Origin of the sequence: Nonomuraea maheshkhaliensis, assembly GCF_039529435.1 — a bacterium.
Classification (GTDB): Bacteria; Actinomycetota; Actinomycetes; order Streptosporangiales; family Streptosporangiaceae; genus Nonomuraea; species Nonomuraea maheshkhaliensis.
Window position 1 is genome coordinate 184063 of the sequence record NZ_BAAAMU010000003.1, and the last position, 20555, is coordinate 204617.

The 20555-nt window shown below is 66.9% G+C and carries 16 protein-coding genes and 1 pseudogene; 2 read left to right on the forward strand and 15 right to left on the reverse strand.

Translation table 11 applies throughout. From position 1 onward, the window contains the following. Positions 1–231 precede the first annotated feature (231 nt). Positions 232–879: a GNAT family N-acetyltransferase gene (locus ABFX54_RS03805; RefSeq protein WP_346101466.1), complete on the forward strand. Its 648-nt coding sequence runs from the start codon at positions 232–234 to the stop codon at positions 877–879. A gap of 144 nt (positions 880–1023) precedes the next feature. Here the strand turns inward: ABFX54_RS03805 and ABFX54_RS03810 are convergent, their stop codons facing one another. From ABFX54_RS03810 to ABFX54_RS03870, 13 genes and pseudogenes are all read right to left on the reverse strand, one after another. After that, positions 1024–1380 (reverse strand): hypothetical protein, encoded by a 357-nt coding sequence (locus tag ABFX54_RS03810; RefSeq protein WP_346101467.1) that lies wholly within the window; start codon positions 1378–1380, stop codon positions 1024–1026. A gap of 940 nt (positions 1381–2320) precedes the next feature. Beyond that, positions 2321–3457: a phosphotransferase family protein gene (locus tag ABFX54_RS03815; protein WP_346101468.1), complete on the reverse strand. Its 1137-nt coding sequence runs from the start codon at positions 3455–3457 to the stop codon at positions 2321–2323. Further along, positions 3454–3669, reverse strand: coding sequence for a hypothetical protein (locus ABFX54_RS03820; protein ID WP_346101469.1), 216 nt, complete (start codon positions 3667–3669; stop codon positions 3454–3456). The genes ABFX54_RS03815 and ABFX54_RS03820 overlap by 4 nt, the downstream gene beginning before the upstream one ends. A gap of 369 nt (positions 3670–4038) precedes the next feature. Then, complete coding sequence (locus ABFX54_RS03825; protein ID WP_346101470.1) at positions 4039–4905, reverse strand: SAM-dependent methyltransferase; 867 nt, start codon at positions 4903–4905, stop codon at positions 4039–4041. Positions 4906–5288: 383 nt separating this feature from the next. Next, entirely contained in the window at positions 5289–6530 is a 1242-nt protein-coding gene (locus ABFX54_RS03830) for a helix-turn-helix domain-containing protein (RefSeq protein WP_346101471.1), read from the reverse strand. A 588-nt stretch (positions 6531–7118) separates the two neighbouring features. Beyond that, positions 7119–7586, reverse strand: coding sequence for a hypothetical protein (locus ABFX54_RS03835; protein WP_346101472.1), 468 nt, complete (start codon positions 7584–7586; stop codon positions 7119–7121). Between the two features lie 889 nt (positions 7587–8475). Continuing rightward, the gene (locus ABFX54_RS03840) at positions 8476–9051 is read right to left on the reverse strand and encodes a DUF6248 family natural product biosynthesis protein (RefSeq protein ID WP_346101473.1); all 576 of its coding nucleotides are present in this window, start codon (positions 9049–9051) and stop codon (positions 8476–8478) included. 402 nt (positions 9052–9453) lie between these two features. After that, positions 9454–10830: pseudogene (locus ABFX54_RS03845) on the reverse strand (IS1380 family transposase). A 291-nt stretch (positions 10831–11121) separates the two neighbouring features. Next, positions 11122–12423 (reverse strand): group II intron reverse transcriptase/maturase, encoded by a 1302-nt coding sequence (gene ltrA / locus ABFX54_RS03850; RefSeq protein ID WP_346101474.1) that lies wholly within the window; start codon positions 12421–12423, stop codon positions 11122–11124. Between the two features lie 931 nt (positions 12424–13354). Further along, positions 13355–14380, reverse strand: a complete 1026-nt coding sequence (locus tag ABFX54_RS03855) for a DUF6744 family protein (protein WP_346101475.1) — start codon at positions 14378–14380, stop codon at positions 13355–13357. A gap of 113 nt (positions 14381–14493) precedes the next feature. Beyond that, positions 14494–16089 carry a VWA domain-containing protein gene (locus ABFX54_RS03860; protein ID WP_346101476.1) on the reverse strand — a complete coding sequence of 532 codons (1596 nt, stop codon included), beginning with the start codon at positions 16087–16089 and terminating at the stop codon, positions 14494–14496. Positions 16090–16108: 19 nt separating this feature from the next. Next, positions 16109–17338, reverse strand: coding sequence for an AAA family ATPase (locus ABFX54_RS03865; protein WP_346101477.1), 1230 nt, complete (start codon positions 17336–17338; stop codon positions 16109–16111). A 626-nt stretch (positions 17339–17964) separates the two neighbouring features. Beyond that, on the reverse strand, positions 17965–18546 hold the full coding sequence (locus tag ABFX54_RS03870) for a hypothetical protein (protein ID WP_346101478.1): 582 nt from the start codon (positions 18544–18546) through the stop codon (positions 17965–17967). 544 nt (positions 18547–19090) lie between these two features. Here ABFX54_RS03870 and ABFX54_RS03875 point away from each other — a divergent pair. Continuing rightward, the gene (locus ABFX54_RS03875; protein WP_346101479.1) at positions 19091–19249 is read left to right on the forward strand and encodes a hypothetical protein; all 159 of its coding nucleotides are present in this window, start codon (positions 19091–19093) and stop codon (positions 19247–19249) included. A 184-nt stretch (positions 19250–19433) separates the two neighbouring features. On the opposite strand, the gene ABFX54_RS03880 is transcribed toward ABFX54_RS03875, so the two are convergent. Both ABFX54_RS03880 and ABFX54_RS03885 read right to left on the reverse strand, forming a co-directional pair. Beyond that, entirely contained in the window at positions 19434–19979 is a 546-nt protein-coding gene (locus ABFX54_RS03880; protein WP_346101480.1) for a hypothetical protein, read from the reverse strand. A gap of 123 nt (positions 19980–20102) precedes the next feature. Then, on the reverse strand, positions 20103–20531 hold the full coding sequence (locus ABFX54_RS03885) for a DUF6205 family protein (RefSeq protein WP_346101481.1): 429 nt from the start codon (positions 20529–20531) through the stop codon (positions 20103–20105). Positions 20532–20555 lie beyond the last annotated feature (24 nt).

The following is a 20555-nucleotide window of genomic DNA, read 5'->3' on the forward strand; positions in this document are numbered from 1 at the left end:
GGCGGACGACGCCGCACTGGCGTACGAGGTGCTCGATACCATCGCGCCGCAGTCCCTGCGCGCGACCGCCCGCGTGCGGCTGCGCGCCCTCGACCGCGGGTTCACCACGGCGGGCGACCCCCGGCCTGGAAGCCCGTGCCCTGCACGAGCGGGACCACCGAACGGCCGACGCTCGCGAGCATCAGCCACAGCAGCGACGAACCCAACGGCACCGCGTAGGAAGCCCGGCCGATGAGTGACGGCTTGGCGGTCTGGTGGCCGCTGCTCGCGCTGCGCATCACCACCCCGCGGCTTGAGCTCGCCATCCCCGACACGGCGGACCTGCTCAACCTGGCTGAGGCCTCCGGCGACCTTCAACCCACCGGGGAGCCTCAGTTCCAGCAGGCCTACCTGTACGAGCCGTCACCGCAGCGGGAGCGGCACCTGCTGCAGCGGCACTGGCGGGCCCTGGCTCATTGGCGACCGGACAGTTGGAACCTCCAGCTCGCCATCCGCGTCGACAGCGTCGCGGTCGGCTTGCAGAACATGTGGGCGGTCGGCTTCGCGGCCGTCCGCACGGTCGAGACCGGATCGTGGATCACCCGGACTCGCCAGGGCCACGGGTACGGGACCGAAGCGCGCGCCGCCGTCCTGGAGCTGGCGTTCGCGCACCTGGGCGCGGTGGAGGCGCACACCTCCTACGTCGACGGCAACACAGCTTCGGAGCGGGTGTCGCGCAAGCTCGGCTACATCACTAACGGGCGCCGCGCCTACGCCGAAGGAGGGAGAAGGGTCGTCGAGCACCGCATGCTGCTCGACGCGGCCGCGTGGGCGAAGCATCGGATGCCCGGCATCACGGTCGACCGTGTACGCGAGTGCTTGGAGCTGTTCGGGCTATAGGCCGAAGCGCTCGACCCGTGACTCCGATAGGCCGCGCTCGTCCCGATCATCCCGGCCTGGCCACATCGCACCCACGGTAGCTCCAGCCGCCGCGGCCGGGCTCTGCCGCTCTTGCGGCGGGGTCGGGCCGGACCAGCAGAGCCGTCACAGCGTGGCCTCGGGCTCGCGTTCCTCGCGCAGATGCGCGGTGGCCCGGTCGTAGGCGGCGGCCGCCGCGCGCAGCAGGGCGTCCCAGTCGAGCAGGGCGAGGCCGTCGGTGGGCAGGCTGCCGTGCCGCACGGTCTGGACGACCACGCTCGCGCCGGCGAGCTCCACATCCAGCACGTCGCGCGGGCCGGCGTACCCCGTCCTCGCCGTGGCCACCCTCCAGCAGTTCGACGGTGACCCGGGTCGCCACGCTGCGCCCAGCGCGGCGCGGTTGAGGCGATCGTCGTCGTAGTGGCGGGCCAGCTCCAGGACAGGGACCGCGGCGGCCAGCAGAGCGCGAGCGGGCCTGTACAAGCTGCTGCCCCCTGCGGAATCCGAAACCACGCCCACGCGACGAGATCGACGCCGGCAGGTGCCTCGCTGCGGCACCGGGCTGGCGGACACCACCAGGCCAGCGGCGCGATCGGTCCCGACAGCCGCAGGAGCAGATCGCCGAGCTCGGCCACGCGAGCGCGAACAGCCCAGCGAAGGACGGCTAAAGCTTGCGGGCCAGACAGCGGCGCGGCCGCGAGATCAGCATGCACGCGCTCGGCGAACCGATGCTCTGCGCCTGCGTGATCCCGCGGCTCCCATCCATCCGGGCCGATGTACTCGGCAGCGTTTCGCCCATCCGAAGCGGCGAAAGCCCGGCTGATACCTGTGTCGATCTCACGACGACGGACCGTCAATTCGCGCGCGGCCTGGGTCAGAGCTGCCGGCGACAGGCGGAACAAGCCGACGTCGAACCCCGCCAAGGCCTCACTGAGCAGCGAGGGGACGGCGGGCAGGCCGACGCCCAGCGGAGAGTCGGCAGCATCTGCCAGAGCATGTGGCGTGCACGGCGCACCGGCGTCGATCGTGTCCAGGCACCGCAGCAGCGCACCCATCAGCTCCCGGCCCGGGCCAGGGCCCGGAGGCTGCCGTCCGGCGAGCCGGCACAAGGCGTCCCCCAGTTCCGGCAGCGACGGCCCGCTGCCCAGTACGTGTGCCGCCCGCATCATCCGTCCCATGCCGTTCCTCCTCTCCCGGGACAGCATTGCTGCTGGCCGACATGAGACCAGGGACTGGCTCAGCCGCCCAATCCTTTACAACGTAGACTTCGCGGGTGATTGATCGATTCGCCTTGGCGTAGGAGAACGCGAAGGTGATGCCGGTGCACGGTCCCGCCGCCCCAGGACGGGCTCGCATCCTGTGACGGCGGGGCTGCAGGCCTAAGGGGTGGGGGTTCGGGGAGGCTCGCAGCTGGGGAAGTGAGCTAAACCGGTCGAAGCCGATGCGATACCCAGGCCAGGCCTGCGGACTGCAGGGCGGTAGGGGGTGTGTGGGACGCGAGGAGCGCCTGATGCAGCGTCCACGCGGCGATCAGGCCGGTGACCGCTCCATGCGGGGCCTGACGCCAGCAGGGGAAGGTGCGCTGCAGCAGCTCCTCCGCCGCATCCGGCAGCCATCCAGCGCACACGAGATGCACGCCGAACGGCACCAGGTCTGCCCACGCGCGTCCGTACGCCGCTCCCGCCCAGTCGGCGATCACCAGAGGGTTCCCCGGCGCGACGAGGAGATGCCGCGGCACCAGAGCCCCGTGGAGCAGGGTGGTGCCGGCGACCGCGTGGAAATCAACGCGGTGCAGCGCCGACATCCAGACGTCGCGATCGAGGTCCGGCAGCGTGTCGAGGACGCTGTAAGCGTCCTGCACGACCGGCACCAGGTCCTCCTCGAACAGGGGCGCGCCGCCGGGCACGCTGTCGGCGGTGCGCCGATTTTCGAAAGCGGCCAGCCCATCCAGCACGGCCGGCAGATCAGGCGACCCGGAGGTCAGGCTCGGGCTGTTGCGGTAGAAGTCGTTGACGTAGCGGGTGAGCAGCATGTGGAACTGGTCGACGGTGCCGGCCCACAACAGTGGCGGGCCGGGCACGCTGATGCCGTGGGTGCGGGCCCATATCTCCCGCTGCATCTGCTCGCCGGCGCGGCCGCCTCTCCTCGCGGCTTTCAGGACTGCTCGGCTTCCGTCGCTGAACTCCAGACGCGCGACCAGCGCGCCGCCGTCCAGGCTGACGGGCATGTACTCGACTCTCAGCAGTTCGCCCCCGCCGCTGTGCAGGGTGATGGCGTCAAAAATGCGGTCGTCGGGGAGGTCCTTCAAGGACAGGCGAGCCGCCTCCTCCGTTGTCTGCGTCATGGGGTCCTCCGGCGGCGGAATCCTCCGTACAGGGTGACCATGTCTCTCCTCTATCGGTGCGTCAGGGGATGTAGCGGTGGCGGGCTGCGCCGGCAGCCAGAAATCGGCCATGCCCGCCGCGGTGATCTCGGGCGGACACCATTCCCACCAGCGCGTGGTGCTCCTCCGGAGGCGGGTGAGTCCAGCCCGCAGGACGGTGATCAGCCGAATCGTCATGTGCGCACCAGAGCGAGTCTCCGCACCTGGGACGCGAGAGCGGCAACGAGATCGATGGGATCCGCCTCGATGATCTCCTCGACGATGCCGAGGTTCCTCATCTGCTCGGTGACCCTCCTGCGCAGGACCGCCTTCCATTCCGGCCCGTCATAGGTGTAGGTGATCTCCCACCCGGGGTAGTCGCTCTCCACCAGGGCGAGGCGCGCTCCCACAGAGGAACGCTCAGAGATGGACGCTTCGGATGTCATCACTGTCCTGAAGGTTTTGAGAGAAGCGGAGGCCATATCGCAGGCCCCCGCCTCCCCCCTTCCAACCGGCCGCGCTAACGCAGTGTCGGCGGGGTGAGCTGCGTGCGCACGGCCGGAAGCATCGGATACTCCTCAGCGCCCGGTTCCCGGGCGGTGAGGAGTAGGGCGGCGCGGGCACGGTCCCGTGGACGGGGCGCCGTGCCCGCACCGCAGAGCGTTCGCGGTGACATCCGAGGCTGCGCTCCTCGAGGTCGCCGCTCGCGCGGTGGGCGTGGGCCGGCCGGTGCGTACGCTGATCTCCGCGCCGGCCCCCTGCTCCCACACCCACGTTCATCAGCGGGGCGTCCCCTCGTGCGACGGCACGATCGTGGTGCCCCGCACCGGGTCCGGCGACAGCTCCAGGATGCCCGCGTAGAAGTGCGGAGCCGGGGTCTGCCTCGCCAAAGCCACGTCGTCGGGGTGCTCGGGCAGCAGCTCGTAGGTGCGGCACAGGCCCGCGAGCAACGCGCGCTCGCCAAGCAGATCCAAGATCTCGCTCTCGGAGCGCAAGAAGATGAGACCGACGTGCTCCTCGTACAGGTCCCTCGCGGCGGCGGCGTCCTCCTCCGTCACGTCGTCTCCGGTGACGTGGGAGAAGACCAGGACGCTGCCGGCCGCCATGCTGGCCGCCAGGTCGTCCACCATGCCGCGCGCTTCGTGGTCGTCCATGAAGTGCATCAGCGCGCCGGCTACGACGGCGACCGGCTGGTCCGGGTCGAGAATCTCTCGCACGTCCGGATCGTCGAGCAGCGCGTAAACATCGGCTGCGTCACCCTCGACCATGGCCAGGCCGTGGCCGCGGTAGAGAGCTCGGCCGTGGACCACGACGTGCGGGTCCTGGTCCACGTAGACGACACGCGCGCAGGGTGTGACGGCTTTGACGGACTCGTGCAGCAGCGGCTCCACCGGCATGCCGCACCCCAGGTCGAGGAACTGGCGGAAGCCCTGCCTGGCCAGATAGCCGGGGACGCGCCAGTTGACGCAGACGCGGTTCTCCCGGACGACCTCGCCAATGCCAGGGAAGATTTTTCGCAGTGCGGCGGCCAGGGCTCGATCCGCCGCGAACGCATCCTGGCCGCCGTTCAGGTAGCCGTACACGCGGCTTTGTGTTGGATCAGGGCCTGCGATAGGTCCGGCTGCTGGGCCGGGATTCAGTGACATGGGTAGCCTCGCGTTGGAAGGTTCAGCGACATGACGAGGGCGCTTGATCCGCTACGGGGTGAGGGAGACTCGTGGCCGCTCATCGCCAGGAGGGCGGCCACGAGCCGTTCGGCGGCTCCGGCCGGATCGCTGGCGGGATGCCACCGCCACTCTCTCGATCCGGTGTGCCACCGGAAGTATTCGAGCCCGCATGTGACCTTGAGCCTGCCGAGGCTCAGGGTGCTGTAGCAGCTGTGTTTGGTGCGCACGTCGTCATCACGTGTGCTGACACCACGTACGGCTAGGGCAGCCCGGAGTTGACTGATGGCCACGGTCGGTGTCATGGGCCGACAGTAAGTCGCTGTCAGCGAAGTAAGGGACACAAATGTGTCCCTTACTTTCGGTCACACCATTAGGCCGATTTTGTCAGCGAGATGGTGAGCGGGGACACGCAGATAGGACGGGCCAGACTCCACCAGCTCGAACGCCATCCGCTTGGCGTACCCGTTGTACTTGATCGTCTCCGGGGCGGTCTGTTGCGCGAGCTGGAGGGCGCCGAGCATTGCGTCGAAGTCCCGCTGCAGCTGGTAGGCGCGGGCGACTTCGATCAGGTGCCGGCCTCGCCGGGGTTGCGACGGGATAGGCAGGCTCTCCGCGCTGGAGGACTGCCTGGCGGCCTCCCCACCCTGGTGGAGCTCCACCGCGACGGTCACCGCGTGAGCCTTCATGATCACCCGGGAGAACGAGGTCACGGGCTGGTAGTAGTCCGCGGGCAGCCCTTCCGCGATCCGCTGCGCCTCGCTCCACTGCCGCCACGCCTCAGCCGTGTCACCGAGCCGAGCCGCGGTGTATGACAGTTCGAAAGCCAGCGACCCCCACATGGCTCGCAGGTCGTCGGCTGGGTTGTTGTCGAGGTGAGGCTGGATGGCCAGCATTCCCTGCTCGTTGATCTCCCGGGCAGCGTCGTAGTCGCCGGTGTCGCGGTGCGCCTGAGCCAGGAACCACACAGCCGTGGCGAGCGCCATCGGGTCTTCCGACTCCTGGGCGGCCAGGAGGGACCGCTCGGCCACCCGCCACAGCAGATCCTGCGCGGGCTGGTAAGCGACGAACATCTGCGTTAACCCGTACGTTTCGGCCAGAAGCGCGTTCGCGCGGCGCCGATCGGCGCCGCTATACATGCGAGCGGCCAACTGCGTGTCGTGCAGCAAGTCCGGCAGCAGCCTGCCGAGCGCGGTCCGATGATCGGGCGATGTGTGCCGGGTTCGCCAGGCGGAGTCGAGCCGGGCCCGGATGGTGGTCAGAGGCTGGACCTTGCCGCGTGGCATCAGCAGGGGCGGCGCGTTGATCGCCGCTCTGACGGCGGCGAGCGCTGGGTGACCAGGGCCGGCGAACATGCGAACGGGCATCGACTGGACGCCGGTGAGGTCCGACAGGTCCCGGATCTGCAGAACATCGGCGATACGGAGCAGCACCGACAGGGAGTCCGCCGGCCTTTCGTCTCTTTCGGCCTGCTTCAACCATGACGGAGACCGGCCGATCAGCCCGGCCAGGGTTTCCCTGTTCATGCCGCGCCGCTCGCGCCAGTATCGAATCCGCTGCCCGATGGTCAATACCAGGCCCGCCGGATCGTTGGTACCGTGGTCCATAAGCCCTGCACCTTTCCTGATGACGCGACATCCTCAGGCTACGGCGCAGGGCTCATTTCATGCGAGGTGTTCACCCGCCCCTACGTAACCCCCAGGGCGCGGCGGGGTTCCGCCCGGAAAGGACCCGGCGCCAGCGGCTCGTGTGCGGTGACCGTCACGAGCTCGGCCAGGGCCGGCTGCTGAGCGTCGGCGTGGTCAAGCCACTGATCGATCTCTGGTCGGCCGGTCCGGCCCTCAGGGGACTCCACGCTCGCCACCGTTCTTGTTATCCGCTGAGTTTCGCCCCGGCCTCTACTGGCACAGCGACGGCGTTATCCACTGAGATGCTAGCCGCTCCCAGCGGAATGTCAGTTATCCGCTGAGAATTTCCGGGGCGATACGGCTTTGGCGATATATCAGCCCATGGCCAGCGAAATCGGCAAGAATCCGCACTGGGCACTATTCAAGCCTTCGGTGTTCACGGCGGAATAAACCGGTCTGGGTTTCTTGGATGTCTCCATCAAAGCTCGGCGCGGTTCAGAACGCTGACTAAACCCACACACCGGATTAGCCGGATCAGCCCGCACCACCATCGCACTTACTGACGATCTATTCCCTATCGGCGCGTGACAAGATTTGTTCCGCCCAGATGGGCGGGCCTGCTTTAGCCTCTCGCCACGGGCTCACCGAGATAATCAGCCCACGAGCATCAGTAATATCTGCGAACCATGCTTGCCGGATTCTCGGGCGCGCCGCGAACAATTGCACAGCGAGCACCCGCCGAAGTCCGCTACCGAGATTTCCGGTTAGAGCGGATCCACCGAGGAGAACGGCCTGCGGATTCATGCTGGAGGCAAGCTCAACGAACTGTTCTGCCTGCTCAGCGAAAGGAATACCCGAATCGTTGATGAAGGCAATAACGCCGCCGTTACGATACGTCTGAATTCCGTCTGCGTAGGGAACTGCAATTGCGCCGTCAGATACCACAACGAGACGTTCTGCGACCTCGCCATTACCCGTCGCCGCATGCGTAATATCCGTCCGCACACTATTCGCCACCGCCAGCAGCTCTTGCATAGATTTCATTACATCATCCTCATGCCGTTATAAGTTTTCACTGATTTGAGAGGAAAGGGGCGTGACTCAGGTCGTAATTTCGGCACCACAAACAGCCTTCGAAGCATTGGTATACAGAATGCAGCGTGTCCCGCTGTTGATCGGTAAAGAGCCGTACAACGTGCTCGTATTCAGGGGTCACTGTCCATAGCAGGATGAGGGCCGAGCAGCATCGGCGTAAACCAGCCGGGATGACTTAACGCAGCTTTGCGGCGACCGCACCGCTGGAAGGACTAACGCCTAGTAAGCGGCATAAGTCTCGCCCAAGAAAGTCAGCGACGCCGTTGCTGCCGATGAGGTGCCTGCGCCTGGCGAGCCCGCTTTGCCTTCTCGCGGCCCTCATCTGGCGATGGGCTCTCGTACGCGCTCCTAGACCTCAAGGTTGCCGCGCTGAGCCGCTGCTGCGCAAGTCGGATGGCTGCGGATTTATAGACAGCCATCGCGTTCCGGGCGCCTACCGCCACAACCTGAATAGGTCGGGCGGTTCCTCGAGGCGCACTTGCGCCTTCGATATACACGATCCGCCAGCGATTCGGAAGTTCCGCTGTGGTGCTGAAATACACTCGGCGACAGCCAGAGAGGTCAGGCCCGTTGCCACGACCATTGAGCTCCGGACCACGCTCAAGCCCCAAGTTCAGCGGGAACATGGACTTTGAACTCCTCAGCCATACCCGCATCCTAGGCGACGTAGGTGGATCTTTGCAGCTCGCCGCGTAAATTGTTGCTTGTGCCATGCCTCGACATAGTCGGATGCCTACCGAGCGGACCGAATTGCGACACCGAGCGTGGACCGTGCCGTCGGCGGCTGGGCGGCACGACAGGGAGGGTCTGGTCGGCGGCCCCTGCGCCGTCACAGGCTGCCGTTGAAGAGGTCGGCCTGACCGTCGATCTGGTCGATCCGAGGGCGAGCAGATCGACGGGCCGTACCCGGTATGGATGCGATGGGTGGACTCACAGCCTCCGGGAGGGGAGCAGACGGGATCGCGCCTCGCTGCCTGCAGAGGCATTTGCACACCCAGGTGCAGGGCTTCTGATGCGGTAGGTGCACGATGACGCCGATCACGAAACCTCGACGATCGGTGACCGTCCCCGCAGCGTCATCCTTCTTGGGTGAGTGCTGCCGATGGACGCAGATGGCGCATCGCTTCGACAGGCAGTTCCAGCACGTGCCGGCCTGGCAGCGGCACCAGCGGTGGATCCCATACGGGTACACGTTCTCGATGGCGCGCAGAGCCTTCGTCCACGCGTTTTGCCGCACCCACTCTCCTTGCGCCTCGCTCATGGGAGAAGGCATGAGGGTCGGGTCGACGATGCCCAGGATGAGTGCGGCGTGAAATCTGAGCAACGGCGTCTTCGCGACGTGTTCCCAGTCGACATCCCCAGGACCTTTGCCTGCCCTAAGGTGTTGGTTCTTCTCTGTTGTCAAGTGACGGCTCCAGACGTTGGGTGATCACACCTGATGGCCCCGTCGGCTGCGGCTCTTGGAGCGCAGGAGCCTTCGAGAGGACAGCCCAGTAGGGACGACCCGATAGGTACGAAGCTGTTGATCAGCCCACAACGCATCACCCGCCGGAATCGCGCGGGCGTCAGACGCGTCCTGCTTTGAATGCATCTCACGAGGCTTGGGGTGATTGAACGGTGGCTGCGTTAGGCTTGCCAACACTTAGCCTCGATCTTTCGTGATCAAGGTGTGGTCGGCTGAGTGGTCCGGCTGAGGGTTGATTTGCGTGCTGTGGTCAGCGCGCTGGCCCGGCTGTCGCGCCGGGTGGGCGGGGTTCCACGGGCCCGCGGGTGTTCCTTTCTGGTCGTAGGGGCGGCTTGTGGCTGGTCAGGTCGGTGCGGGCAGGGCTTGTAGGCGGGCAAGTGCGGTGAGGATGTCGCGGGCCCAGGGCCAGAGCCCCGCGATGCGAAGGCGTAGCCGGCGTCCGCCGCGCACCAGCCGTCCGGCCACCGCGAACAGGCGCACACGCAGGCGTTTGGGCTCGTAACTTTGGGCGGCGGTGCCGGGCAGCGCGAGCATCTGCATCCAGGCCAGGAGTTCACAGGCCAGGGCGACGAGTTCGCACCAGATCTGGTTGCGGGCGAAGTGGTGTAGCGGCAGGTTGGCCAGGCCGGTGTCCTTGGCGCACCGGATGCGGTCTTCGGCCCGGGCCCGGCGGCGGTGCCGCAACTCCAGGTCGGCGAGCTGACCTTGTTTGGTGTTGGTGACGAAGCAGGTGACGCGGCAGCCGTCGACGTCGGTGAAGCGCAGCTGGGCGCCGGGATGCGGACGCTCCTTACGGGCGATGACCCGCATCCCCTTCGGCCAGCCCGGCAGGTCCAGCAGGCCGGTCAGCTCGGCGACCCAGGCGCCGGGCTGTATCTGCCGGTCGGCGTCGTAGGCGGGTGTCCAGGCACTCTTGGGCAGGCGCAGGACGGCCTGCTGCACCTGCTCGGTCAGGGTGAATCCGATCGAGTACGTCAGCCGGCGGCCGGGCTTGGTCAGCCAGGACAGGAACTCATGGGTGCCGCCGCCGGAGTCGGTGCGGATCAGCACCTGCCGCCGGCGGTGCTGGGGCAGCTGGGCCAGGGCCAGCCGGGTGGCCTCGATGTGGTCGGCCGCGGTGTTGGAGCCGGCGTTTCCCGGCCGCAGCACGAGGGCCAGTGGTTCGCCGGAGCCGCCCGCGCCGTGGTCGGCGAAGACCGTCATCGGGTGGAAGCCGAAGGTGTGTTTCCAGGTCGGTGCCGCGTGCTGTTTGTCGGAGTGGGCGATGACGATGGTGGCGTCGATGTCGATGGGGATCAGCTCGCCGTCGCTGCCTGGGGCTGCGGGTCCGGCCAGGTGCCAGGCACGTTCGCGGGCCAGAGCGCGGGCGGCGCGCAGGGCCTTGAGTGCCTTGGCCTCATCGTGGGCGAGCCGGTTGATCAGGCGGGAGACGGTCGGGTCGGATGCGACGGGGCCGAACAGCTCAGGCTGGGCACGCAGTACGGCGATGTCGGCCAGGCAGTCCCCGCCCAGGGCGAGGGCGACGGCCAGGTCAGCGACGATCTTGCCAGGGTCGTGCACCGCACGTCCTGGTCGTCAGCGTTCCAGATGGGCCGACAGTGCCCGGTCCAGGCCGGTGAGGTGCAGGGTCTTGAGCAGCAGCAGGCTGCCTGCGTGGGACAGCAGCCCGGTGCCGTCGGCGGAGGCGATGATCGTGCGGTGGGAGGCGATAGTCTTCACGTGGAAAGTGCTTCTCGATCTGGCGCGGACAGGACCTTAGACAAGCCCCATCCTCCCAGCTCAGAAGCACTTTTCTCATGTAGTTGATCAATCTGGCGAAATTCACCGCGTAGGGTCGGGGGCTGGCGCGGTGGCGTCTCCTGGCGGTAGGGCCTGGGGCCTTCATGTTCCGCCGGTTTCCCGGTCGGTTGTGCCACCCCAGTGACCGTGTTCAGGTTCATTGCTCCGTTTCCAGTCCCCGCCCGTCGAACCGTGCATGCCGTTCTCCGGCACACGGCTCACCGACGTCGTTCACCGCCTGGCATTCGGCGTCCCCCGCCAGTCCCGGAAGGGCCTGGGTGCGACGACGATTCCCGACAACGTGACCAGGCCGAGTTGGTCCGGGGACTGGAAGGCCACAACCGACCAGCCGAACCCTCGCGAACGGCGATGGCGTTTGCGAAGCACGAGCGCCATTCGCATCCGCGCATAGCTCCTGATCTTGTTAAAGTGCCGGGAGGAGTTACCGAACCGGAAATAGGCGGCCCAGCCGCGCAGGAACCGGTTGATGTCCTCCACGATCACTTCCGGGCGCAGCAGCAATCGAGACCGGAGTGTCAGTTGACGGATCCGGTCACGGGCGTGCTGCATGGCCCGGTAGGCGGGCCAGCGGGCGAGGAAGGTGACAGGCCGTTTGCCGTCCCGACCCGAGCTGCGCACCAGCCGGTGGTGAAAGCCGAGAAAGTCCAGCCCTTCCCCACCGACCTCCAGATGCACGATCCGGGTCTTGGCCGCCTTCGGCTCCAAGCCGAGATCGGCCAGCAGCGCCGTCAAACGCGCGAGCGCGCGTTCAGCCTGGCTGCGAGACCAGCACATCACCGTCACATCGTCGGCATAGCGCACCAGAACCCCATCACCGTCATCCCACGCCCGATCGAGTCGATGCAGGTAGACGTTGCACAAGACGGGTGAGATCACCCCGCCTTGCGCGGTTCCGGTGACCAGCCGACGCACCTGCCCCTCCTCCATCACTCCAGCACGCAAGATCGCGCGCAAGAGCTTGAGAACGGACTGGTCACAGACGCGTTCCTCGACCGCTCGTATCAACTCCTCATGCGGAATCGCCGAAAAGCAATCGGCGATGTCCGTCTCCACCACCCACCGGCGCCCGCGATAACACTCATCGACGAGCACCTGCAAGGCGTCGTGCGCCGAGCGCTTCGGCCGGAACCCGAACGAGCAGCCCAGCATGTCCGCCTCGAAGACCGGTTCGAACACGATCTTCAACGCGGCCTGCACAACCCGGTCGCGAACGGCGGGAATCGACAGCGGCCTCTGCTCGGCCGTGCCCAGCTTGGGGATCAAGACCCGCCGCGCCGGAAGCGGACGATACCGCCCCTCCCGCAATTCATCGCCCAGCTCGTCGAGCAGCCGGGCAACCCCGTACTCCTCGATCTGGGCCAGGGTGGTCTTGTCGATACCGGGTGCGCCATTGTTGGCGCGCACCGCAACCCACCCGCGCTGCAGCACGTCTCTGCGGCAGACCTTGTCATACAGCGCGTGGAATCGACGTCCAGGATCGGCCTTGGCCGCCCGGTAGAGCGCATGCTGCAAGGCACGGACCGGATCACGCGGAACCCGTGGTTCCCGCGATCCCTTCGCGGCGGGACTAGCCTGACCGGCACTCACCGGGCCCCTCCATCACAGTCGCTGCGCATCGACGAAGCAGCGGCCCTTCCCTCACCGCCGGTTGTGTTGTCCGGTCGGCTCCAGCAGTACTACGGCCGCCTCCGACGCCCACCCGGCCGACACTCCATTTCCCGGCGTTGACCGGTTATAGGACGCCACGCTCCGGCAACACGATTTCCGCAGGTTGCCGGGCCGGGGAGGGCCTCCCCAGTTCCCGCCGCCACTGTCGATACGTTCCGCGCCCCATACGCCGGGGAGTCCTTGACGGCTGCGCTTCCAGGCTCTTCACCGCGTCCGTGGCCTTCGCCCTGGATTCGGAGGCTCGGCTCTCCCTGTCCCCGACCAATGGCCGGGACCTCTAACGACGCCGCAGGCTTCGCGTCATGCTACGGACTGCATCGTTGCTCCCCCTATTACAGGGCCATTGACGCTGGGCTTCGACCCCGCCCGTTTCCAGACGAAGCCGCCAGCCTGCTACCGAGCCTCCTGGCAGCTACCCGGACCGGACTTCCACCGGCAAGCGACGACGAGCTTACGAACAGCAAGATCAGCCGCTACGTCACGGCTTCACCTCCGTCCTGCTGGGCGCACGAAAGCCCGAGGTTAGGCGGGCCCTGCAGGCAGTGGATGGCCAGGGCAGTCAAGATGGCGCAGGCTGATCCGCCTGAGCGCTCGACACTGTGCAGATCGTTGTCGTGCCGTCGGATGGTGGCGCCAAGCTCTACAGATTCGGGCCGCGGGCATGGCCTTGGCCACGTCGACGCTGCGGTTGCATCTACAGGCGGCATCCCACCGTCAAGGCGGCCTCAGAGTTTCACCTGTCGCTGCTCGGAGCCCGGTGTAGGCGCCTGACCGGTCAGGTTGTCGGGGTGAGCAGCACACGGAGCTGATGCTGAACGAGGTCCAGGGCCGCGTTGGTGTCGTCGAGGGTCGTGCGCAGCAGGCTGGAGTGCTCCGCGGTGGCAGTTCGGAGGGCTTGATAGCGGCGGTGCAGCTTGCGGATCTCGGAATCGGATTGGTGCTCACGCTGAGCTAACGCGATGTCCATGCCCAGCTTGTGCAGGTCGTTCTGCGCCTTGGTGGTGAAGGAGGTGATGATCATTTCACGCATCTCCTGCTGGTCGGCCAGCGGGATCGGTGTGAGCCGCGAGCCATCACCCATGCGACTGACCAGTGCGCGCAACGCCATGACGGTGCGGGCGTGCTCTCGGTGGACGAAGTATGCGCCACGCGTGTTGTGGATGCGGATGGCGCTGAGTGCTTCGATGTAGGAGCGTATGTGGCTGCGGAGCCGGTCAGCGGTGAGGTAGACGCAGTGGTGGCGGAAGCTGTCTTCGAGCTCCTCCAGTACCTCATACACCTGTCGTCGGTCGACCTCGGACAGATGGCCGATGGCCTCACGATCGGACCGAATCGACAGGATCCCGGCACCCGGGCCTGCGCCGCGGGTCTTGTCTCGGAGGAAGACGCACTCGGCCAGGCCTGCGTCGTAGTGCAGGCGGGTTTCCCTTTCATCTCGGACTTCGCGGACGAGATGCCGGACGACCTGCCGGGCATCGCGCGTGACATGTCGAATCATCAAGGTGGCGCTGGCGCTGCCCAAGGAGTAGGTGCGCCGCACGCCACGGGATCCGGTGACCGTGTCGAAGGCGTCAACCGGCCGGATCGGCGCAGGCAGGAAGGCTGCGTCCAGGTTCAGGTCCCTGAACCACCACTTCATGTCGTCGACGGTGACGCGCCCCGCGAACACGGAGTACAGCACGAGGTGCCCCAGCAGGGGGCTCTGGTCATCGTCCATGGTGGAGGTGTAGGCGTCGAAGTCCTGCCGGACTTCCCAGGGGGAGATCCCTGTACGGCGCGCGGATGGCGGGGAGATGGTCATCGATACTCCTTGAAGGGCTGCGGAAACGCGGTAGGCCCGGATGCGCGGCGATCAGGTGCCGGGCATCCGGGCCTACGCGCCGGTGCTTGGTGCTGGAGAAGGGAGAGACGTCGCTAGATGACGCGGAACATGTCGCCGGTGGAGCGGACGTCGGTCACGTCCATGACGGTGCGCACGTTGTCGGACAACGCTTCGAGGACCTGGCCGGGGGCCTGAGCGACGGCGACACCCCAGGTGCGAAAGCCCAGGGCCCGCTTGGCGTCCAGCCAGCGGAGCATCCAGTCTTCGGTGACCTCGCATTGGCCGTCGGTGACAAACACGATGTCGCCGCGCTGTGTGCCGGCATCGTTGTATTCGGCCTGCAAGACCTCGACGGCAGCATCGAGCGGAGCGGCGAAGTCGGTCCCGCCGCCGAAGAAGTGCTCGCCGAAATCTAGGACTTCGTCAATGCTGCGCGGTCGGCTGGCCGGGAAGTGGAACACCTCAAGTTCGCTGGCTGAGGAGAACAGGATCCCGACGAAGTCTCTTTTGGCGCAGTGGGCCTGATCCAGTAGCGCCAGTGCAAGAGCCTTGGCCCACGCCTCGCCGGTAACGCCGTCGGCGAGCGGATTGCTCATGGAGTATGAGCAGTCCACGCAGGCGATGATGGCGCCTTTGCCCGCCTGGTCATTGCCGCGGGTGTCGTAGCACATCAGTCGCCTCTCGGCCAGACGGGCGGCGAAGAGCGCGCGTTGTGTGGGGATGGCGAGGCTGGCCAGTTCGGAGGGGATCACGCGGGACAGGTCGTCGCCCAGCGTGATGCCCACCAGCTCACCGGGTGAGTGTGCGATCTTGCGAGCTCGTTCCCCGCCCGCCATGACGCGAAAGCGGCCGATCAAGTCGGCGAAGCGGCTCAATCGGCCGGTGCGCAACCGATTCGCCAGGTGGAGGCGTTCCTCGAAGCTCATGCGTTGCAGCTGGCCCGGGCTGACGCCCCAGGAGGCCATCAGGGCGGCTTCCTCGCGGGCCTGCTCGGCAGCGGTGTTGGCGGCGGCGCGGAGCGCCATGCGGATGCCGGGCGCGACGGCGGCCACCTGCGCAGCCGCCGCGTGCGCGGCTTGGTCGGCCTTCCCGGTGGCGGCTTGCGCCGTGTCGATCGCGGCCTCGACCGCCGCGGCGGCCTGTTCGTTGAGTTCGTCGTCGGGACCGACCTGCTGTTCTGCCTCCTTCAAAGTCGCCTGCAGCTCGTGAGCGGCGTCAGCTTGTTGCTGTCGCGCTTCGGCGGCGGCTGCGGCGGCCTGCTGCGCGGCTTCGGCCTGGGCCAGAATGTGCCGGAGCGTGTTGGCGTGAGCGAGTACAGCCATGGCCGCGACGTAGGGGTCGCCAACGGTGTGGCGCCGCAGCTCGCTGAATTCACTCACGTCCATGAGGCCCTTAATAACCTGGTGGTTGACCAGGCGTGACGGGTCCATCTCGTCGCCAGGACGCAAGTGGGGCGCGCTCTTGTAGGCGGCGGTCCACACGTCCTGCAGCAGTTCGGCCACGTAGTCGTGACTTTCACCGAGGTCGTCAGCCAGCGTGCGCAGCGCCGCCGACTGGTCCAGAACATCGCGCCAGGCCATGCGGTCGAACTGGTTGGCCACGATCGCGTTCGTGGCGGAGCTGCGGGACGGGGCGAGCCACCGCCCGGCCCGGTCGGCGAGGTCTTTCAGTTTGGTCAGCACACCCATCGGAGTTCCTTCGTCCGGGTCAGAGCCCGCCGGCGGGCATGCTGAGGGCCTCTTGCATGACTCGCCCGTGCACTGCCTTGCAGCGGGCGATGACCTGATCGACCGTGTCCGTGGGCCGGCTCGCCCGCACCGTGTTGGCGCGCATCCTGTCCAGCTCTTTCATGGCTGCGGCCAGGTTCTTGTGGGCCTCCTTCATGCCCCACTCGGCCAGAGCCTCCGCTGACTGACCGGCCTTGGACTCCAGCTCCTGCTCCAGACCGTTGATCGCATCCAGCAAATCCAATGCCGCGCGGGCGTCTGGATTGATGAGCTGGAGGACTTCCCGTTCGACGGTGACGCGCTGGGCCGGGGCGTCCCACAGCACGTGCGACAGGACGGCTAGGTCGTTCGCTGTCACCTCGGGACGGCCGGCCAGGAAGGCGCTGGCCTGCAGGAGACGCATCGCGGCCTTCCATCGCCGGTCGGAGGCGATCAGTTCGGCACGGCGCAGCGTGGCGCGCAGCTGGCAGACGGCGTCGATCACGGCCTCCGGCACGCCGATCGCTGGTACGTACGTACTGACGGCGGCCCGCAGGTCGACCAGGTCCACGGTGGTCGGCGGGGCCGTCACGGGCACCTGAACGGACCGGATCAGGCGCGCGAAGTTCGACGGATCAGTCAGGTAGTTCACTTCCAGCCGCACCAGCAGCCGGTCATAGATCGCGGCGCTCTCCGCGTCTTCCGGAAGCTCGTTGCTCGCCGTGATCGCGCCGATCAGGGGGCACCTGATCGGCGCCCCGCCGGATTCCGGGTGATAAAGCCGCTCGTTCAGCAATGCGAGCGTCTCGTTCAACGCCCCGGTGGAGCACTTGAAGATCTCGTCCATGAACGCGATGTCAGCCTTCGTCGCGCGGCCGTCGAAAATCTGCGTGTATGTGCCCTGCATCAGCGCGGCCACGTCGACCGGCCCGAACATCTTCTTCGGGTCGCTGAATTTGCTCAGCAGGATCTCCCAGTAGGTGGCTCCGGTGATCCTTCCGGTCAGCGCCCTGGCCAGCTCGGACTTCGCCGTGCCGGGCGGGCCGAGCACAAGGCTGTGCTTCGCGGCCAGCAGCGCCACCATCAGCGCTCTGATCACCTCGGACCGCTCGTAGAACTGATCAGACAGTTCTTCGGTGATCGCGCGTACGCGCGCGGAGGTAGAGGAGAAGCCCGAAGGGGTCGGGCCGACCGGCGCGAGGGTTGGCGCGGCCATCGTGGACTGGGTCATGGACACTCCATCTGAAGACGGGTCAAGCGAAAGGGGAGGGAGGGGGCGTCCGCGTACAGGCATGCCGCCAGACGGTGGTCGTGTGTCCGTGCTGGGGCTTCGGGGCGGGGGCGGCTCGGCGTCTGAGGGCTACGTCACCGCGAAGCCAGCGAAGCGAAGGAAAGCTCGCCGTAGGCGACCGCGCAGCGGTTTGCTTTCTGAAGCGCAGCGCTCGCGGTAGCCCTCAAGCAGACGTCGAGCCGAGCGCGGTGGCCCTTCTCGTGCCGGAAGCGCGCCGCGCCGTGAGCGGATCGTTCGAAGGGTAATGCGCCGGTCGCAGCAGCCGTTGTCCGGGCGGGTGATGCGGGGGCCGTCGGGCCTGTGCGGGGGCACGACCTCGTAGAGCTTCATCAGGCGGGTGCCGCCGCGCATGCTGCCAGCTCGGTGCTGACCCTGGTGGAACGGTTCGCAGGGATCAAGGGGCGTCCCTACGCCAGGTGTGTGCGGAGGAGATCAGGAGACGCGCGGCGCGCCCTGTCGTCCTCGCCCCGCTGCCATGTGCTGTAGCGGCGCATGCTCGACCGGGTGGCCGAGCACAGCGTCGGGCGCCGTGCCGGGTGTAGCGGGCTGGTCCCGGTCGGCCACCGTCATGGGCATGCGGGAGGGCTTTCCGAGCTGGTCAGGCACGTGGCTTCGGCGTTGAGGCGGGCACACAGTGCGCGCATATCCTCAAGACCTGCCTGCATACCGCTCCGGCCTGGCCCCTGCCGGTAGGGCAGCCCTTTTTCCAGGTCAATGATCGCGTAGTGCGTCGGTGAGGTCATCGAGAGCACCATGTACCGCTCCGGGACGTCGTACGGTGGACGCCGCTGGTCCATCCGAGGATTCCCCGTCATGATCCAGCTCGTTCTCACGCAGGGCGACCACATGAAACGCAGGCGGATACCGCCGTCAGCTTTGAGGTCGCGCATCATCTCCAACAACGTGCTGTCGCTCTTGCCGGCGCGCCACGTCAGCTGGTCCAGCCGCATCCAGATCACGTCATCAGGCAGGGCGGCCTGGTCTTGGGCGCAGATCACCACCGGGTCGTCAGCGGTGAATCGCAGGCAACTTCCGTCAGTGGCGAGGTCGAGGGCCGCGTGCGGATCGGCCGCGACAGCCGCCTCCGCGTGGGCCAGCACCAGCGCAAGGTCGTAGGCCACCTCGTAGCCGTCCTCAATTTCGATCATTTCTCCTCTTTCGGTGCGTGGGCGGTGCGGAGCGCGGTCGTGGGGGCTCGCTTGATAGGCCGGGAGTAATGGCGGAATCCTTCAGCTGGTGCCCGGTAGCTTCGCGAAGCCGGGTGCCGGTGTGGCATCCGCGTTGACACCGGCACCGGGGTCATCTGAGGCTGACGTGAGATCATTCGCGTTGGAGAGGCGTCGGCGGTTTGCCCGATCGTGCGCGCCTAGCCATCGATCAGGTGGCTCATGGACGTCGACCCCGGCCGTAACGGGGGGCCTTCCCGCGAATGTCTCTGCGGACGTGTATCGGCTGTTGGAAGCGGGCTAGGTCGTCACTGGCCTTCAGCCCGTCCCCGGGAGACGGGGCCCTGCCTATCTGATCTCCGCCTCTGCCAGGGAATGGGCGTTGCTGGCCAGCTATCCCCCGGATCCCGCGCTCGGGGCCGAATGGGCGGCCAGCCTGTACCGCGGCGCGGATGAGTACGTGGTTCGTGACCGTGACGACTTCATGGCTATCGTCTCCGGGAGACGGAACGACTTGATGTAGGCCTTGGCGGCCGAAGAGCATCAGGTCGTCGTGCTGGACGAGTATGAGGACGGACCGGCCTTCGATGATCTGGCCGGCGTCGACGGGATCGAGCGGAGAAGCTTCTCGGGTTATGACGATCCGTGGCAGCACAACCGTCTGTGGCGAGTCGCTCAGCCGTAAGCATGAGCTGGGCCGTTTCGTCATCACGGTCAACGGACTTCTCGCGCTGGACGAGGGCAGGTTCATCGAGGTCAGCTAAGCCCGTGGGGCAGCCCAGGCGCGGGTCGGCCGCGGTGCCGGGCTGTCAGCGCCCCGGGCGATCCTTCGGTCGTCCCGGGGGCGTCCGTCTTGCTGCGCCGCGCTGTTAGAACAGTGCCTGCTGGGGGTCGAGCTGCTCAGCAATCGTGTCGGCGAACTTGTGCTTGCAGTCCGGGCAGGCGTCGGAGTGCTTGGCCTTTTGCCGCTGGGAGTCAAGCCTGACATAGCCGATCAGGTCGCCCATCAGCCCATCAGCGCGAGCCTCGAAGTATGCCTCGCCGCGTGGCTCTGGGAGCACCTTGAACTTCCGGCCGCAGTTACATTCCCAGGTTGGCACGGAGCGTTCGTACTCCTCCTGCTTGCGGCTCAGGAAGTGGTCGGCCAGGGTGCTGCCGGTGAGAGTGCCAGGACAGGACTCGCACGTACCTGCTTGGTAGAGGTCTGCCAGTTCGGCAAGCACCCAGTCCGGGAACTCATCGCCGTTCGGGTCCAGGTATCCGCGCATGGCCAGGTAGTTCGCGGCGTCCTCGACCGCCGCGCCGGCCGGCGTCAACCGGCCGTCGGCGCCCACCAGCCCAGACGGCGGTTCGCGCACCGGTGCTGGACAGTTCTCTTCGTGCAGTTTGCCGCAGCAGTTGCACAGCTCAGCCACTGGCCGGTCCGTAGGCTCGCACGGCACTCGTCTCAGGCAGGGCGTCCTGCACAGTCAGGCGGTGACCTGTAATCTCTGCCCGCCCCAGCCTCTCGACGGCACCCCACCTGGTCGAGATATGTGTCACACATCCTCCTCGGTGCCGTCGGGCCAGACGAGCTTTGGGTGTTGCTCAACCGGCTCGTTGGCGATCATGATGACGCGCCAGACGTCCGGCGATTCCTCGCCGAAGACGCGAATTTCGCCGTTGAACGTCCTGGGCGTGCCGTCGGGGCAGAAGCGAAAGACTTTCCAGATCTCGTCCACCTCGGACAAAAGGTCGTCAGCGCGCAGCTCATCGCCCTGGCTCGTACGTATGCCCACGGCCCGCACCCGAGTGCGGATTCCGTCGTACGTCGGAACGATCTCTTCGTCCATCTTGAGCCAGACCAGGCGCTTACCCTCGTCCCAGGAGCTGCCGGTCGGGATGAATCGGGAGTGCGGCGCCAGTTCCGGCCCTGAAACGGGCGGGTGGAACTGGATCTCGCCGCGCAGCTTGCTGTGGTAGCCCAATGCTCTCCTATCGCGGGGTTATGA

Coding starts and splice junctions, on each gene's coding strand:
- ABFX54_RS03855 (WP_346101475.1), bottom strand. CDS start 14,380: ATGACCATCTCCCCGCCATCCGCGCGCCGTACAGGGATCTCCCCCTGG.
- ABFX54_RS03860 (WP_346101476.1), bottom strand. CDS start 16,089: ATGGGTGTGCTGACCAAACTGAAAGACCTCGCCGACCGGGCCGGGCGG.
- ABFX54_RS03870 (WP_346101478.1), bottom strand. CDS start 18,546: ATGATCGAAATTGAGGACGGCTACGAGGTGGCCTACGACCTTGCGCTG.
- ABFX54_RS03835 (WP_346101472.1), bottom strand. CDS start 7,586: ATGCAAGAGCTGCTGGCGGTGGCGAATAGTGTGCGGACGGATATTACG.
- ABFX54_RS03830 (WP_346101471.1), bottom strand. CDS start 6,530: ATGGACCACGGTACCAACGATCCGGCGGGCCTGGTATTGACCATCGGG.
- ABFX54_RS03865 (WP_346101477.1), bottom strand. CDS start 17,338: ATGACCCAGTCCACGATGGCCGCGCCAACCCTCGCGCCGGTCGGCCCG.
- ABFX54_RS03815 (WP_346101468.1), bottom strand. CDS start 3,457: ATGACGATTCGGCTGATCACCGTCCTGCGGGCTGGACTCACCCGCCTC.
- ABFX54_RS03825 (WP_346101470.1), bottom strand. CDS start 4,905: ATGTCACTGAATCCCGGCCCAGCAGCCGGACCTATCGCAGGCCCTGAT.
- ABFX54_RS03805 (WP_346101466.1), top strand. CDS start 232: ATGAGTGACGGCTTGGCGGTCTGGTGGCCGCTGCTCGCGCTGCGCATC.